The following is a 16710-nucleotide window of genomic DNA, read 5'->3' on the forward strand; positions in this document are numbered from 1 at the left end:
GGCGGTGCGGTGCGGGACGATCCGGAACGTCATCGGCGCCGACGCGGTCGCGGCCTTCTACGAGGTCACCTCGAGCTCCTGCTCGCGCATCGCGGCGACGGTCCTGTCCTGGGTGTCGCGCAGGGCGCCGTAGATGGTGCCCTGCCCCGACCATGCCGTGCGGAGGCCGTCGTCGAGATCGGTCGCCGTCTTCGTCATCAGCGGGCCCCACGTCCAGTCCGGGTTGACCTGGTGGGAGGCCGCGCTGAACACGTCGTAGATCTTCTGACCGCCGAAGTACGGGTCGGCGGCGGCCAGTTGCGGCAGATCGAGGAGGTCGGTGGCGGCGGGGTAGCGGGCGGCCTTCTCCACGAGGACGCCGAACGCGTCGCGGTCGGTGCTCATCCAGTGCGCGAACTCCCAGGCGGCGGCGGGGTTTTCGCAGCCCTTGAGGACGGCGGTCGCGCCTCCGCCGGCGTTGCCGACCTCGATCTGGCCCTCGTCCCACTGGGGCATGGGCGCGACGGCCCACTGACCGGCGCCGTCCTTCGCGCCGCTCTTGATGACGCCGGCCTGCCACACCGCGCCGACGACGGTCGCGATGTCACCGTCGCCCAGGCCCTCGTACCAGGACCGGTCGTACATGGGGGCGCTGCTGATCAGGCCCTCGTCGACCAGGCTCTGCCAGTAGGCGGCGACCTTCTCGTTGGCCCGCGAGGCCATGGTGACCTGCCAGACGTCGTCCTTGACGCCGAACCACGAGGCGCCGGCCTGGCGGGCCAGGCCCGCGTAGTCGTAGGTCATGTAGGGCGAGGAGATGAACCGCCGGGGGTCCGAGGCGTGGATCGTCCTTGCCGCGGTTCTGTACTCGGCCCAGGTGGTGGGCACTTCCAGGCCGAGTGCGTCGAAGACCTTCTTGTTGTAGAACAGGGCCATCGGCCCCATGTCGACGGGAACGCCGTGGACCTGCTCCTCCACGGTCACCGCCGACCAGGCGGCTTCGGGGAAGGCTGCCTGCTGGGCGATGGTCCGGTGCTCGCCGACGTCGAGCAGGGCGCCCTGTGCGGCGAAGCTCGGCAGCGTCTCGTAGCCGATCTGGGCGAGACAGGGGGCGTTGCCCGCTTTCACCGCGTCGAGCAGCTTCTGGTAGCCGCCCTCGGCGCCCGGCCGCACCGCCTGGTAGGTGACCTCGATGTCCAGGTGGCTCCTGTTGAACGCCTCGACGGCGTCGGCGTATCCGGGCGCCCAGCCCCAGAACGTCACCGCCGCCCTGCCGGAGGACGAGGGCCCGTCCGCTCCGGGTCCGGAGCATCCGGCGACGGCCAGGAAAGCGACGGCCAGGAAGGCGACGGACAGGGACGTGACGGCCAGGGACGTGACGGACAGCGCGCCGCCCGGCCCGATGCCGCGCGCGATGGATCGCTTCATGAGCCCTCCCGGGAAGGCGTGGGTGGAGCGGAGAAGACGTCCCCGCAGGACGTGGGTCGCGCTGTGCGCCGGAGCGGTGCGGGCAGCGGGCCGACAGCCGAACTATGGCATGGAATGTTATCGATGCCAATGCGGGATCAGCGGGATCTTCTCTCCTCAGCAGTTGTGAGGGGAGGGCGAACGCAGTCCTATGGGATCGCTCACCCGCGTCGGGACGGCGCGCACGTTCGCCGCCGGGCAGCGCAGCCCCGCGCGTCAGCGAGCGGGCGCGGTCGTGGTGCTGGAGCGCACCACCAGGCGGGGTTCGACCGAACGCGGCTCGGGCAGAGTGCCCGGGTCCTCGATGTGACGCAGCAGGTGGGTCACGGCGAGTTCGCCCATGTACTGGAAGGGCTGGGCGATGGTGGTCAGGGAGGGTGAGCAGTACTCGGCGAGCTCGATGTCGTCGAACCCGACGACGGAGATGTCCTCCGGCACGCGCCGCCCCGCCTCGTGGAGCGCTCTGATGACCCCGAACGCCATCTCGTCGCTGGCGACGAAGACCGCGGTGACGTCGGGGATGCGCGCCAGCACAAGGCCGTTGCGGTATCCGGAGGCGGCCGACCAGTCGCCCTCCAGCGGTGGCGGAACCGAGCGGCCGGCGGCCTCCAGGGCCGCGCGCCAGCCGTCGCGCCGGTTGCCCGCTTCCAGCCACTCCGCCGGTCCGGCGATGTGCCAGACCGTCTCGTGGCCGAGGTCCAGCAGGTGCTGGGTGGCCATGCGGGCGGCGAGCACCTGGTCGAGGGCGACGACCTCGGTGGCATCGGTGCGCGAGCCGTCGATGGTGATGGTCGGGGTGGCGCGGGTGAGCTGCTCGATCCTGGGGCTGATGTGGATCAGCGGCACCGACAGGATGATCCCCTCGACGTCCTGCCCGGCCAGTCGGGACAGGGCGTTCTCGATGGCGTAGGTGTCGAGGTTGGTGGTGGAGGCGGTGCTCACGGCGTAGCCGGCCTCGTGGGCCGCCTGCTCGATGCCGGTGGTGACCGCGGCCCTGGAGTAGGAGTTCGTCTGGAGGGTCACCACGCCGATCGTGCGGCTGCGGCCCGAGGAGAGCATCCGGGCGGCGTTGTTGCGTCGGTAGCCGAGTTGCTCGACGGCGGAGAGGACCTTCTTCCTGGTCGCCTCCTGCACATTGGGGTGGTTGGCCAGGACACGCGAGACGGTCTGCGCCGAGACGCCGGCGAGGCGGGCCACGTCCGTCATGCCCGGCGGCCGCGTCCCCTTGTCGTCGCTGCGCTTGCTCATGTCTCTCCCCTCGGTCCCGACCGATGATACCGGCCACATGTGCCTTCACCTGCTGTTTTACCACCTGGATCGCCAATCGGTAACGGCTCTTGGCATCGATAACATTCTCTGTCATAGTTTCGGCCATCAGCACACGGCGGCCGGATGTGCCCCCCGGTGCTCGCCGGACAGGCGGCCCCGGGCAATGGGGCGACTTCCCCTTGCCACGGCACTCAGGAGGAGCTGTGAAGCGCTACTATGTCCGTTTTGCGGGAGCAGTTGGAGCTCTCGCGGTCACCCTCGCAGCCACCGGGTGCTCGACGAGCGGTCCGGATTCCGGCGAGGGCCCCGCGAAGGCATCGATAACATTCTGGGGGTGGGCTCCGGGTTACGAGGACGTCGTCAAGGCGTTCAACGCCGGCCACCCGCACATCGAGGTCGACTTCCAGACCGTGCAGCCCGGCGCCAAGGGCGGCTACCAGAAGATGCTGAACGCCGTGAAGGCGGGAAACGCGCCCTGTCTGGCGCAGGTCGGGTACGAGACGATGCCGAGCTTCGCGGCCCAGGGCGCGCTGGAGGACGTCGCGAAGCACGCCGCTGCGGCGGAGCGCGACTATCAGCCCGCGGCGTGGAACGCGGTGACTCTGGGCTCCGGTGTCTACGGGGCACCCGTGGACACCGGACCCATGGCGCTGTTCTACAACAAGAAGGTCTTCGACTCCCTCGGCCTCAAGCCGCCGGCCACCTGGGACGAGTACCGTGCCGCCGCGAAGCGGATCCAGGCGTCCGGCCCGAAGCGGTACATCTCCTCGCCCTACCTGGACTACGACTACGCCGGGTTCGCCTGGCAGGCCGGGGCGGACTGGTTCGGTGTCCAGGGCGACTCCTGGAAGGCGAGCATGGACTCGCCGGCGAACAAGAGGGTCGCCGACTACTGGCAGAGGCTCGCCGACGAGGGTCTTCTCAGCAGCGCTCCGATGTACGACCAGTCCTGGTACAACGGGCTGAGCGACGGCAGCATCGCGACCGTCGTGGGCGCGGTGTGGCAGGCAGGTGTCATCAAGGGCGGTGCCAAGGCGTCCGCCGGGCAGTGGGCCGTCGCGCCGATGCCCCAGTGGAAGCAGGGGGAGAACAAGGTCGGCAACGCCGGCGGGTCGGCGACGGCCGTTCTCAAGGGCTGCGAGAACACCGCGGCGGCCTGGGAGTTCGCCCACTGGATGAGCACCGATCCCGACGCGTTCGGCACACTGATCGAAAAGGCTTCCCTCTATCCCGCCGCCACCGAGCTGCTCGCTCATCGGCAGCTCAAGGCAGACCCCTACTTCGGCGGTCAGAACATCTACGAGGTCATCGCCGCCGCCTCGCCGAACGTCGACTCCGGCTGGACCTGGGGCCCGCTGATGACGACCACCGTGGCGAAGCTCAACGACGGCCTCGGCAAGGCATGGACGGGCAAGGGCACGATCGCGCAGGCCCTGAAGGAGGCGCAGACGGCGACGCTCGCGGAGATGCGCAAGCAGGGCCTCCAGGTCACCCCGTGAGCACTCCCGCCGGGCGGGTGCCGTCCACCCGCCCGGCGGTGACCGCACCGATCCGCCCGCCGACGCGCCCCGCCCCCGGCCCATCCGACCGCGGGGCGCCACAGTGAGGAACCCACCCATGACCCACGCCCCCTCCGCCGCAGCCCCTGCTGCCGACCGGCGCCGGGCAGACGCTCCGCGGACGACCGTACGTCCGACGGCGCGGCCCGCACGTTCTCGCCGATATCGGCCGCTGCTGTTCTGCGTACCGTTCGTCGTCCTGTTCGCGGCCATGTACATCGCTCCGATCGCCTACGCCGCGTTCAGCAGTCTGTTCACCCTGCGCCGATCAGGACTGGGCCTCACCGCCCCGGTCGAGGTGTTCGCCCCCCTCGACAACTATGCGCGCGCCTTCCAGGACGCCGACTTCATCGCCGCTCTCGGCCGCGTGACGCTCTTCGGCGTCGTACAGGTGCCCCTGATGCTGGGCCTCGCCCTGGTGCTGGCCCTGCTCATCGACTCGAAGTCCGCGCGCGGACGCGGATTCTTCCGCACGTCCAGCTTCGTTCCGTACGCGATCCCCGGCGTCAGCGCCGCCCTGGTCTGGTCGTTCATGTACTCGGCGCAGTCGAGCCCCGTCAACCGGCTGCTCGAACCGGTCGGAGTCACCATCCCGTTCTTCGACGAGGACGTGGTGCTGTGGTCGGTGGCGAACATCGTCACCTGGAGCTGGGCCGGCTACAACATGATCATCATCTACGCCGCTCTGCAGGCGATCCCGCAGGAGGTGCTGGAAGCCGCACGCATGGACGGCGCCTCCGCCCTCCGTATCGCCTGGAACGTCAAGATTCCCGCCGTGCGCGGCGCCCTCGTCCTGACCGCCGTGTTCTCCATCATCGGCTCGGCCCAGCTGTTCAACGAGCCGACCGTCCTGCAGCCCGTCTCGGGCGGGGCGATCTCCTCGGCCTTCACCCCCCTGATGTCCGCGCAGAGCGCCGTAGCGGCCGGCAACTACCCCTACGCGGCGGCACAGTCGGTGCTGCTCGCGGTCGCGGTGGGCGCGGTGTCCTTCGTCTTCTTCAAGCTGACCAGTCGAGGAGACCACGCATGACCACGGCCACCCCTGCGCACAGGGCGGCACCGAGGACCCGGCGGGAGACCCGTCCGGCCGGCCGGGTCACCGTACTGGCCCTTCTGACCCTGTCCGCCTGCTACTTCCTCTTCCCGCTCTGGTGGCTTCTGGTCGCGGCGACCAAGCCGTTCGGCGAGCAGTTCAGCGGCAGCGGCCTGTGGTTCGACGGCTTCGACCTGGCCGACAACATCGCCCGTCTGAGCCGGCAGGACGGCGGCATCTTCTGGCGGTGGATGCTCAACAGCGTCGCCTACTGCGGAATCGGCGCGCTCATCGGGACCGTCCTGTCGGCACTGGCCGGCTATGCGCTGGCCAAGTACGACTTTCCCGGCCGGGGCGCGCTCTTCGGCATGGTCCTCGCGGCTGTCCTCGTGCCCAAGGTGCTGTTCACGCTCCCGCTGTACCTGATGTTCTCGGGCGTGCACCTGATCGACAACCCGCTGGCCGTCCTGCTGCCCAGCGTCGTCAGCCCCTTCGGCGTGTATCTCGCGCGCGTCTTCGCCGCCCAGACCGTCCCCGACGAGGTTCTGGAGGCGGGCCGCCTCGACGGCGCCGGGGAACTGCGCATCTTCTGGACGATCGGTGCACGGATGATGCTTCCCGCACTCGTGACGATCTTCCTCTTCCAGTTCGTGGAGATCTGGAACAACTACCTGCTGCCCGCCATGGTGCTCGGCGACGACGAGCTCCAGCCCGTCACCGTCGGGCTGGTCGGCTGGAACGCCAGCCATGTCGCCGTACCCCCGCCGCTCGTCGTCATCGGATCGCTCGTCTCCGTCGTCCCTCTTCTGATCGCCTTCCTCGTGCTCCAGCGGTTCTGGCGTGCGGGCATGACCGCCGGAGCCATCAAGTGACCCTTCCCACCACGCACCCGGGCACGCGCGCGCGGACGTCGTCCCGCTCACCGCAGCCCGTGCTCACCTGGGCCGACAACACCTTCCTGCGCGACGGGCGCCCCCACCGCATCCTGGCCGGCGGCCTGCACTACTTCCGGGTCCACCCCGCGCAATGGGCGGACCGCCTCGAACGGATGGCCTCGCTCGGCCTCAACACCGTCGACACCTACGTCCCCTGGAACTTCCACGAGCGCCGGCCCGGAGAGATCCGCTTCGACGGCTGGCGCGACCTGCCCCGGTTCCTCGACCTGGCCCGGCAGGCAGGACTGGACGTCATCGTCCGCCCTGGCCCCTACATCTGCGCCGAGTGGGACAACGGCGGCCTGCCCGCCTGGCTCACGGGCCTGCCGGGCATGCGTCCGCGCAGCAGCCATCCCGCCTTCCTCGAGCAGGTGGGTCGCTGGTTCGACGTCCTCGTTCCGCTCATCGCCGCCCGGCAGGCCGCCCACGGCGGCCCCGTCGTGGCAGTCCAGGTCGAGAACGAGTACGGAAGCTACGCCGACGACCACGCCTACCTGCGGTGGGTCCGCGACGCCCTGACCGCTCGCGGCATCACCGAACTGCTGTACACCGCCGACGGACCCACACCGCTGATGCTCGACGGCGGCGCCCTGCCCGGCCAGCTGGCCGCGGCGACCTTCGGTTCCCGACCCGACCAGGCGGCCGCGCTCCTGCGTTCACGCCGAGCCGCAGAGCCCTTCTACTGCGCGGAGTTCTGGAACGGCTGGTTCGACCACTGGGGCGAGAAGCACCACATCCGCTCGGCCGCGAGCGCCGCCGAGGACGTGGCGGACCTCCTCGAACTGGGCGGTTCCCTGAGCCTGTACATGGCACACGGAGGAAGCAACTTCGGTCTGTGGGCCGGAGCCAACCACGACGGCCGGACGCTGCGGCCGACGGTCACCAGCTACGACTCCGACGCCCCGATCGCCGAACACGGCGCGCTCACGGAGAAGTTCTTCGCCCTGCGGGCCGTCCTCACCGCCGTCGGCGACGGTGCCGCCCCGCCCGTACCGGACGACCCGCCGCTGCTGCCGCCCGCGACCCTGCCCGTCGCGCGCCGCGCCGGCCTCCTCGAGACGCTCAGGGGCATGGCGGTCCCGGTCCGCGCGGCGACGCCGCTGAGTTTCGAGGAGCTCGGACAGGCATCCGGCCTCGTGCTGTACACCGCCCGTCCGGTGCTGCCGCCGGGCGCGCAGGAGGTGACCGTGACCGGCCTGCACGACCGAGCGCAGGTGTTCGTCGACGGTGTCCTGACGGCTGTCCTGGACCGGGAGACCGCGTCGTTCGGTGTGACGGGCAGCGGTGCCCCGGTCCAGCTCGACCTGCTCGTCGAGAACCAGGGCCGGATCAACTACGGTCATCTGCTGGGTCAGGGCAAGGGAATCCTCGGCGGTGTGCGCGTGGAGCGGCGGCTGGTGCACGGATGGTCGATGCGCTCGCTTCCCCTCGACGAGTGGGGCGCGGACGACATCGCCCGGGCCACGGCCCTCACCGACCCGGCGGGAGAGTCCGGCTTCGCCACCGCCTCGCTGCCCCTCACCGAGCCGGCCGACACCTTTCTCAGCCTGCCCGGCTTCGGCAAGGGCTTCGTCTGGGTCAACGACACCCTGCTCGGCCGCTACTGGGACATAGGTCCGCAGAGGACCCTCTACGTCCCGGCACCGCTGCTGCGTGCGGGCGACAACCTCCTGACGATCCTCGAACTCGACCGTTTCGGCAGCCACCTCGCCCTCGTGGACGCCCCCGACCTCGGGCCCGGCGAGGAGTACGTCGAAAGCTTCGGCTGAAGTCCGGCGACTTCCGTCCGGGCGCCCGGACGCCTCCCTCCCGTGGCTCGCACCGTCGCGATGCCCCCCTTCCCCGGCCCACGCTCACGGCCGTTCCCCTTCGAAGAAGGCAGGCAGTCATGCCCACCACCCTGGATTCCGCACACAGCTCGCACACCTCGCGCGAGATCGCTTCCCAGCCGGACTGCTGGCGCCGGGCCGTCGCCGAGGCCGCCCGGCACGACGCGGTGCTGCCCCAGCGCGGCGAACGAGTCGCCGTGGTGGGATGCGGTACCTCCTGGTTCATGGCCACGGCCTACGCGCACCTGCGGGAGAGCGCCGGACACGGCGAGACCGACGCCTTCGCCGCCTCGGCCTTCCCGGCCGGCCGCCGCTATGACCGCGTCGTGGCCCTCACCCGCTCCGGCACCACGACCGAAGTCGTGCGGCTCCTCGGCCGACTCGCCGGCAGCGCCCCGACGACCGCCGTCATCGCCACCCCCGGCACCCCCGTGGTGTCCGTCGCCGACCACGTCGTCGTCCTGGACTACGCCGACGAGGAATCCGTCGTGCAGACCCGGTTCGCCACCACGACGCTGGCCCTGCTGCGCGGCCACCTCGAGAGCCAGGGCGCCCTGGCCCACGGCGTGCGGCCGCTGGAGCGCGTCATCCCGGACGCCGAGCGCGCGGTCACCGAGCCGCTGCCCGGCAGCATGCGACAGGCGGAGCAGATCACCTTTCTCGGCGGCGGCTGGGCCTACGGACTGGCCCAGGAAGCGGCGTTGAAGATGCGCGAGGCCGCGGGCGCCTGGACCGAGGCGTACCCGGCGATGGAGTACCGGCACGGCCCCATCAGCATCACGCGCCCCGGCAGGCTGGCCTGGGTGCTGGGTCCCGCACCGCACGGCCTGGAGCACGACGTCGAGCGCACCGGAGGCGGCTATGTGGCCGAGTCCGGGGACGCGCCCGGTGACCTGGATCCGCTGGCCGACCTGGTGCGTGCGCAGCGGCTCGCCGTCCACCTCGCGGTCGGCCGCGGTCTCGACCCGGACAAGCCCCGCTCGCTGAGCCGCTCGGTCGTCCTGGACGGCGAGCATGGGTGACCTCGCCCCGAACACGGAGTGCGTGATCGCGCTGGACGTCGGTGGCACCTCGATGAAGGGTGCCGTGCGCGACCGCGCGTCGCGAGCCGTGACGACGCTCCGCACGCCGACCCCGAGCCGCCTCGGACCCGACGCCGTCGTCCAGGCGATCACGCAGGCGCTGCGCGCACTGGCCGCACAGGCGGCGCGCAGGAACCTCGCCCCGGTCGCGGCCGGGGTGGTCGTACCCGGCATCGTCGACGAGCCCGCCCAACTGGCGGTGGAATCGGTCAACCTCGGGTGGCGCAACGTGCCACTGGCCGCCCTCCTCACCGACGCCCTGGGGCTCCCGGTCGTCCTCGGCCATGACGTCCGCGCCGGAGGCGCCGCCGAGCACCGGCTGGGTGCCGCCTCGGGAGCGAACGACGCCTTGTTCGTCGCCATCGGCACCGGCATCTCCGCCGCCGTGATCGCGGACGGCCGCCTGCTGCGGGCCCACGGGCACGCCGGAGAGCTGGGCCACCTGCCCGTGGCCCAGGAGACCACGCGCTGCGCATGCGGCGGTGTCGGCTGCCTGGAGGCCGTCGCCTCCGCCCGCGCCATCGCGTCCGCGTACACCGCGCGCTCCGGCCGCCCCGTGGACGGCGCCGAGGGCGTAGTGGCATCGGCGGCTCACGGTGATCCGGACGCGTGCCGGGTGTGGGAGCGCGCGATCGATGCGCTCGCCCAGGCCCTCACCGTGTCCGTCAGCCTCCTCGGGCCGGAGGTGATCGTGATCGGCGGAGGTCTGTCGGAGGCCGGCAGCCTCCTTCTCGATCCGCTGCGTACGGCGCTCGGCGACCGTCTGGGCCACCGGCGCCGTCCCGAGGTGGTGCGCGCGGCCCTCGGTTCCCAGGCCGGCTGCGTAGGCGCGGGGCTCGCGGCGTGGGAGGTGGCCGGCGCCCCTCTGGTGCCGTCCGGGCCCGACGGGGGTGGCCGGGCGTGAGGGTCACCGTCACCCGGAACGCGGCCCTCGATGTCCCCCCTGTCGCCGACATGCTCGCCGGCGACCTTCCCCGCACCCTCTGCGACTCGTTCCGTCCCCTCGACACTGTGGAGAAGTCTCATGCCCCTGGCCCCTACTGATGCGATCGTCGACCCCGCGTACGCGCACCGCCGCGCGGTCGGCGCGTTCAACGTCGTCCAGCTGGAGCAGGCCGAAGCGATCGTGGCGGGAGCCGAGCGGGCAGCGCTGCCCGTCATCCTGCAGATCAGCGAGAACACCGTCCGCTACCACGGTGCGCTGGAGCCGATCGGCAGCGCCACCCTCGCGCTCGCCCGACGCGCGGCGGTGCCGGTCGCCGTTCACCTGGACCACGCGGAGTCGGAGGCCCTGGTGCACGAGGCCGTGGAGCTGGGGTTCACCTCCGTGATGTTCGACGCGTCCAAACTGCCGTACGACGAGAACGTCCTGGCCACCAGCATCGTGGTGGACCACTGCCATCGCGCGGACGTGTGGGTGGAGGCGGAACTCGGCGAGATCGGCGGGAAGGACGGCGCCCATGCCCCCGGTGTCCGTACCGACCCGCGGGAAGCCGCAGAGTTCGTACGGGCCACCGCCGTCGACGCCCTCGCGGTCGCCGTGGGCAGCTCGCACGCCATGCTCACGCGTGACGCCGCCCTGGACTTCACCCTGATCGGCCGCCTGCGCAGCACCCTTGACGTGCCCCTCGTCCTGCACGGCTCCTCCGGTGTCGGGGACGCGGATCTCGCCTCGGCGGTCGAGGCGGGCATGACCAAGATCAACATATCGACGCATCTCAACCGGATCTTCACCCGGACCGCCCGCGAACAGCTCGACGCCCAGCCGGGCATCGCGGACACCCGCACATACCTCGGCCCGGCGCGCGACGCGGTCGCCGCGGAGGTGGCACGCCTGCTGACGATCCTCTCGGGAGCCGTTGTCGACCCCCGGCCGAGAACCGCGGCCCGAGCACGCAGAAAGAGTTCCCCATGAAGATCACCGCCCTGCGTACCTACCTGGTCGGTCCCCGGTGGTGTCTCGTGCGCATCGACACCGACGAGGGCATCACCGGCTGGGGCGAACCGGTCGTCGTCGCGGGCCGGGGCCGCACTCTGGTGGCCGCCGTCGAGGAACTGTCCCACCACCTCACGGGGCAGGACCCGATGCGTATCGAGGAGCACTGGCAGGTTCTCGCCACGGGCGGCCGCTACCGCGGCGGAGCCCTGATCGCCAGTGCGGTCGCCGGCATCGACCAGGCCCTGTGGGACATCGCCGGCAAGGCCCTGGGCGTGCCGGTGTGGCAGCTGCTCGGCGGTCATGTGCGCGACTGGATCCGCGTGTACAGCAGGATCAGCGGCGGCTGCCCCACCGACGTCGCCGAACAGGCGGCCGCACGAAGGGCGGAGGGGTTCACCGCGGTCAAAGTGGCGGCGCATCCGCGACTCGGTCTGATGGACACGCCGGAAGCCGTCCACGACCTGGTGGAGCGCGTGGCGACGGTCCGCGCGGAGGTCGGCGACCGGTTCGACATCGTCGTGGACCTTCGGGGACGCCTCACCCTCGCCATGGCACGCCGCGTACTTCCGCTGCTTGAGGAGTACTTGCCGGTCTTCGTCGAGGAACCGGTGTGCTCCGAGTCCAGCGACCGCCTCGGTGACATCGTGCGCTTCACGGGCATCCCCGTCGCCGCCGGCGAACATCTCTGCTCTCGCTGGGACTTCGGCAAGGCCCTCCAGCACGGCATCGCCGTCGCCCAGCCGGATCTGTCCCTGTCCGGCGGCATTTCCGAAGTGAGGCGGATCGCGGCCGTGGCGGAGACCTACCGGGTCCCCCTGGCCCCACAGTGCCCGAGGGGTCCTGTCGCCCTGGCCGCCTGTCTGCAAGTCGGCTTCGCCACAGCCGACTTGCTGATCCAGGAGATGAGTCCGAGCGTCCACGACGGCTCCGGCTCCGGCCTTCTGGACCACCTCACCGACCGGTCGGTGTTCCAGCACCACGAAGGACATGTGCGTCTCCTCACCGGCCCCGGCCTCGGCATCGAACTGGACGCCGAGGCCGTCGAACGCGCCGCCCGGACCGCATAGCGGTGGTGCACCGCCTCAGGAGGGAGGACAGCGGGGCGTTCGCCGAACGGTGAGCCGGCCGCGCTGCAACAGCCGCGGGCGTCCCGCCGTGCACCGCGCTGGGGCGCCGCGCCGTACCGCGCCGACACGACTCGGCCGCCGCCCCGCGCGCTCAGGCGGGCCGGGCGGTGCTGTCGCGGACGACGAGTTCGGGGCGCAGCAGCCACTGCCGGGGTGCCGGAGGGCCGGCCGACTTGACCGCCTGCATCAGCGCCTCGACGGCCCGCCGCGCCATCTCCCGCGTGGGCAGGACCACGCTGGTGAGGGCGGGCCGGGCCGGCATCCCTTCCGGGGTGTCGTCGTGCGCCACCACCGACAGGTCGTGCGGCACGGATCGTCCCGCCGCACCGGCGGCTTCCAGGGCTCCCAGGGCGAGCACGTCGTGGGTGGCGAAGAGAGCGGTGACCGACGGGTCCTCGCGCAGGGCGGCCTGCGCGGCTGCCGTCCCGCCGCCGAAGGTGGGTTCGGGCGCCATGTGCACGGCGCTGTCGGCGAGGGGCACCCCGTCCTCGGCGAACGCCTTGCGGAACCCCTCCACGCGCATCCGATGCGCAGGGCTGGCCAGGATCGCCACGCGCTCGTGGCCGAGTTCACGCAGGTGACGGCCCGCCAGGTAGCCGCCGTGGGCGTAGTCGATGGTGACGACAGGGAACCGGTCCGGAGCCTCGCTCTCCCAGGCGCAGAGAACCACCGGGAACCGAGCGCCGGCGAGCAGCGGGAGGTGAGCCGTCAGCCCATGGTCACCGGCGATGAGGAGAGCGTCCACGGAGCGGCTGGTCAGGCTCGCCAGATGGCGTCGCGCGCGTTCCCCGTCGAGACGGGTGGTGCACAGCAGCAGGTAGTACCCCTGCTCCTCGAGGGCGTCCTCGACCTCCTCGATCACCGCGGCGTAGAAGGTCGCGGAAACGGTCGGCACGAACAGGCCCACCGTGCGGGTGCTGCCGGTCGCGAGCGAGCGGGCCACGAGATTGGGTACGTAGCCGAGTTCGGCGATGGCCTCGCGCACGCGCGCTTCGGTGGACGGGCGCACCGGCACTCGGCCGGTGATGACGTTGGACACGGTCTGCTTGGTGACGCCGGCCCGCTCCGCCACGTCCTGCATCGTCACCATGAGAACCTCGTTTTACCGATCAAATGTGGGTCGCAAGCTACCCCCGCCGGGCGCTACAGGTCAAGGGAGTGCGGCGCTGACCAGGCGGTTCGGCGGATGCGTGCCATGCGGTCGGCGGCGCGGCCGGCGAAGCCGAATTTTCAGCTCCGGTTGGTCTTGTTTTACCGGTCAAAGAGCGCGTACGGTGCCTGCAACCAGCGGCGCCCGTGACCCGGGTGACCGCAGTACGGTGCGCTCGCCCGTGCCGTGGAAAGGGGGCGTCGATGCTTGCCGGCGACCGCCATGACCATCGCCGAGGGCCCCCTCGCCGCTGCGGCGCCACCCCCGCCCGGCGGCTCTTCCCCGGCCAGGAGAACCGGCCACGCGTTCCCGCGCGCGGCCCCTGACATCCCGGGCCGCACCGACTTCGTCACCCGCGCGCCCATGGCGTCACCCGCGAGCTCGGGGCGCCACCCGCGCGCTCAGGGCGGCACCCGCCGCACGGGCGGTCCGCCCGGCACCACAGGCACGGCCACGACACACCTTCCCCCGCTTTCCCGCCCGAGGTGAAGCCGCTCTCCTGCTCCCTTCCGTCCGCGCGAAGGGCGCGCCACACCCGGCTGCCCCGCACGGCGTCCCAGAACGGCTACTCGTCGTTCCCCCCTCGCAGCGCACCCGCCTCGCGTGTGTCTGCCCCCTAACCGCTCCCCGGCTCTTCTCCGGCCGGCGCAGCCGCGCCCGTCCGGGCTGCCCCGTCCCGCCGGGAGAGCACGGTGTCCGGGCCCCGAGGCCCGGACACCGACGGCGCTCCTCGACCGGCGCCACCCTCCACACCGGAGCTGTTGCAGCAGCCCGGCTCCTCCGACCAGGGAGTACCCGTGACAACTCCTCTCAGCAGACTGGTGGGCGTGCTCACCGCGGCGGCGCTGGCCGTGACCAGCGGCGCCACGATCGCGGCCACCTCGGCCTCGGCCGCCTCGCCCACCGCCACGTACACGGTGAACGTCGGAGCCAAGGGCTCCTGGACACACCCGGACGACACCCCGGCCGCTCCGTACCTCGACAAGGACGGCACGTTCTACTTCCAGCAGGCCCACTCGCTCTACGGCGCGACCGACTCGCGCAAGTGGAGCTTCTTCACCGGTACGAACTTCGACACCGCCACCCGGTCCAGCGCCCTCAGCGACGCGGTCGACCCGGCCAACTCCAACGACCGCAACAACGACACGACATGGCGCTGCAACAACAGCGTGACCGGCGTGAAGTCCACCCAGGCGCCCTCCAGCGCGACCTACGCCCACCGGAACTACTGCGTCCTCGTCGGCACCTGGGTCGACCCGGACACCGGTGACTGGTACGGGCTCGTGCACAACGAGTTCACCCCGGAGCCCTTCGGTGACCACGTGCACTACGACGGCATCGACTACGCCGTCTCCAAGGACCAGGGACGCACGTGGACCATCAAGGACCACGTGATCACCTCGCCGTACAGCACCAAGCGCGGCGACAACGCCGCCTTCCCGCACCAGACCTACCACTACGGCACCGGTGACCCGAGGCTGTTCGTCGACACCGCCTCCGGCTACTTCTACGTCTTCTACGGCTCCCGGATCGTGAACAAAGGCGGCGGCTGGGCCGCGTTCTACGGGCACGTCGCCCGGTCGCCGATCTCGGCGAAGATGGCGCCCAGCTCCTGGCGGAAGTGGTACAACGGCGCCTGGACCGAGGCCGGCGTCGGCGGCCGCGAGAGCACCATGGTTCCGGTCGGTTCCGGCAGCACCACCGGCTACACGCCGCCGTCGAAGGAGTACAACCCGGCCAACACCGGCACGGTGAGCCAGCAGATCGCCGCCGGCCTGACACCCCCCACGTCCCCGCTGTTCGTCATGGACATCACCTACAACGCCCATCTGGGCCTGTACATAGGGCAGCCACAGGCCGTCGACCAGAGCGGCAACGCCTCCCAGGAGATCTACGCCACCGACGACCTCACCACCCAGAAGTGGTTCCGCCTCGGCGACACCGGCAGCTACAAGAACGCCTCCTGGTACCGCTGGTTCCTCGACAACGGCAACAGGACCAGCTCCGCGATCGTCGGCAAGGACTTCCGCTCGTACTGCTCCTTCGGCTGCTCCAACGGCGCCAGCAGTGAGTACATCAACCTGAGGATCGACACCAACGAGCCGGCCTCACCCGTCGACACCGCCAGGACCTACCGCATCACCAGCGCCGACGGCCGCGTCCTCGCGCAGGTGTCCGGCAGCTCCGCCACCACCTCCCTGGCCTCCGCGTCCGGCTCCGCCCTGGAGTCGTGGACCTTCGTGTCCAACGGCGACGGCTCCTACAAGATCGCCAATGCGTCCACCGGTCAGCTTCTCGGCGTCGGCTCCACGACGACGACCACCCGGGCCTGGGGCACCAGGCCCACCGTCACCGCCCCCGGTTCCACCGGTCCCACCGTGGGTCAGCAGTGGTTCGTCGTTCCGGGTGCTTCCCCCACCGACGGCAGCCCCACCGGCACGTACCGGATCGTCAACCGGTACAGCGGACTCGTCATCGGCCTGTCCGCCGACTCCGGCCGCCTCGCCGAGACCACTCCCACCCGCACGTGGACCAACGCCACCGGAAATGCCGTCGGCGGCTCCCGTACGGCCGGCGAGCAGACCCTGACCCTGACTCCGACCGGCGAAGCCCCCGAGACGGTCAGCGTCACCCACCCCGGGAACCAGTCCGGCACCGTGAACAAGGCCGTCTCGCTCCAGCTCGACGCCACCGACTCCGCCGGCAAGCCGCTGACCTTCTCCGCCACGGGCCTTCCCGCCGGACTGGGCATCAGCTCCGGCGGCCTGATCACGGGCACCCCGACCACGGCCGGTTCCTCCACCGTCACGGTCACCGCCACCTCCGGCACCGCCAGTGGCACGACCACGTTCACCTGGTCGATCTCGCCCGTCCTCGACGGAGTCCGCACCCTGATCGCCGGGGGCAAGGCGCTCGACAACCCCAACAGCAGCACCACCCCCGGCACCCAGCTCGTCACCTGGACACCGAACGGCGGCGCCAACCAGAAGTGGACCTTCACCCAGCAGACCGACGGCAGCTATCAGCTCAAGAACGGCACATCCGGGCTCTGCGCCGACGTCGAGGGCGGCTCCAAGAGCGCCGGCGCCAAGGTCATCCAGTGGACGTGCAGCGGTGCCGCCAACCAGCGCTGGCGGGTGGAGCGGCAGCCGGACGGCACCTACACCGTCACATCGGTCAACAGCGGCCTGCTGCTGACCACGGCCTCCACCACCAACGGCGCGCTGGTCACCCAGCAGCCCAGCAGCAGCACCGCCCTGCAGAAGTGGACCATCAGCTGACCCCACGAACCGCGTGATCACCAGGGGCCCGGTCATCGCCCGGGCCCCTTTCACCGGGCT

12 protein-coding genes are annotated in these 16710 nt (G+C 71.1%); 9 read left to right on the forward strand and 3 right to left on the reverse strand.

The features are described from left to right. Positions 1-57: 57 nt before the first annotated feature. Positions 58-1407, reverse strand: a complete 1350-nt coding sequence (locus ACSU6M_RS29940; RefSeq protein ID WP_437073870.1) for an ABC transporter substrate-binding protein — start codon at positions 1405-1407, stop codon at positions 58-60. Positions 1408-1662: 255 nt separating this feature from the next. Further along, a complete protein-coding gene (locus tag ACSU6M_RS29945; RefSeq protein ID WP_437073872.1) occupies positions 1663-2694 on the reverse strand; it encodes a LacI family DNA-binding transcriptional regulator in 1032 nt (343 codons plus the stop codon). Between the two features lie 224 nt (positions 2695-2918). Between ACSU6M_RS29945 and ACSU6M_RS29950 the strand changes: the two genes are divergently transcribed. From ACSU6M_RS29950 to dgoD, 8 genes are all read left to right on the forward strand, one after another. Beyond that, positions 2919-4214 carry an ABC transporter substrate-binding protein gene (locus ACSU6M_RS29950; RefSeq protein ID WP_437073874.1) on the forward strand — a complete coding sequence of 432 codons (1296 nt, stop codon included), beginning with the start codon at positions 2919-2921 and terminating at the stop codon, positions 4212-4214. 271 nt (positions 4215-4485) lie between these two features. Further along, positions 4486-5304 (forward strand): carbohydrate ABC transporter permease, encoded by an 819-nt coding sequence (locus tag ACSU6M_RS29955; RefSeq protein ID WP_437073876.1) that lies wholly within the window; start codon positions 4486-4488, stop codon positions 5302-5304. After that, positions 5301-6179 carry a carbohydrate ABC transporter permease gene (locus tag ACSU6M_RS29960; RefSeq protein ID WP_437073878.1) on the forward strand — a complete coding sequence of 293 codons (879 nt, stop codon included), beginning with the start codon at positions 5301-5303 and terminating at the stop codon, positions 6177-6179. The genes ACSU6M_RS29955 and ACSU6M_RS29960 overlap by 4 nt, the downstream gene beginning before the upstream one ends. After that, positions 6176-8011, forward strand: a complete 1836-nt coding sequence (locus tag ACSU6M_RS29965) for a beta-galactosidase (RefSeq protein ID WP_437073879.1) — start codon at positions 6176-6178, stop codon at positions 8009-8011. Before ACSU6M_RS29960 ends, ACSU6M_RS29965 begins: the two co-directional genes overlap by 4 nt. 119 nt (positions 8012-8130) lie before the next feature. Next, positions 8131-9093 (forward strand): SIS domain-containing protein, encoded by a 963-nt coding sequence (locus ACSU6M_RS29970; RefSeq protein ID WP_437073880.1) that lies wholly within the window; start codon positions 8131-8133, stop codon positions 9091-9093. After that, on the forward strand, positions 9086-10057 hold the full coding sequence (locus tag ACSU6M_RS29975) for an ROK family protein (protein ID WP_437073881.1): 972 nt from the start codon (positions 9086-9088) through the stop codon (positions 10055-10057). Before ACSU6M_RS29970 ends, ACSU6M_RS29975 begins: the two co-directional genes overlap by 8 nt. 120 nt (positions 10058-10177) lie before the next feature. After that, the gene (locus ACSU6M_RS29980) at positions 10178-11068 is read left to right on the forward strand and encodes a class II fructose-bisphosphate aldolase (protein ID WP_437073883.1); all 891 of its coding nucleotides are present in this window, start codon (positions 10178-10180) and stop codon (positions 11066-11068) included. Beyond that, positions 11065-12159, forward strand: a complete 1095-nt coding sequence (gene dgoD, locus ACSU6M_RS29985; protein ID WP_437073885.1) for a galactonate dehydratase — start codon at positions 11065-11067, stop codon at positions 12157-12159. Before ACSU6M_RS29980 ends, dgoD begins: the two co-directional genes overlap by 4 nt. A gap of 151 nt (positions 12160-12310) precedes the next feature. Here dgoD and ACSU6M_RS29990 read toward each other — a convergent pair whose 3' ends face one another. Beyond that, complete coding sequence (locus ACSU6M_RS29990; protein WP_437073887.1) at positions 12311-13309, reverse strand: LacI family DNA-binding transcriptional regulator; 999 nt, start codon at positions 13307-13309, stop codon at positions 12311-12313. 857 nt (positions 13310-14166) lie between these two features. Here ACSU6M_RS29990 and ACSU6M_RS29995 point away from each other — a divergent pair. Next, on the forward strand, positions 14167-16650 hold the full coding sequence (locus ACSU6M_RS29995) for an RICIN domain-containing protein (RefSeq protein ID WP_437073888.1): 2484 nt from the start codon (positions 14167-14169) through the stop codon (positions 16648-16650). The last annotated feature ends 60 nt before the right edge of the window (positions 16651-16710 follow it).

Source organism: Streptomyces sp. enrichment culture (genome assembly GCF_964272895.1).
GTDB lineage: Bacteria > Actinomycetota > Actinomycetes > Streptomycetales > Streptomycetaceae > Streptomyces.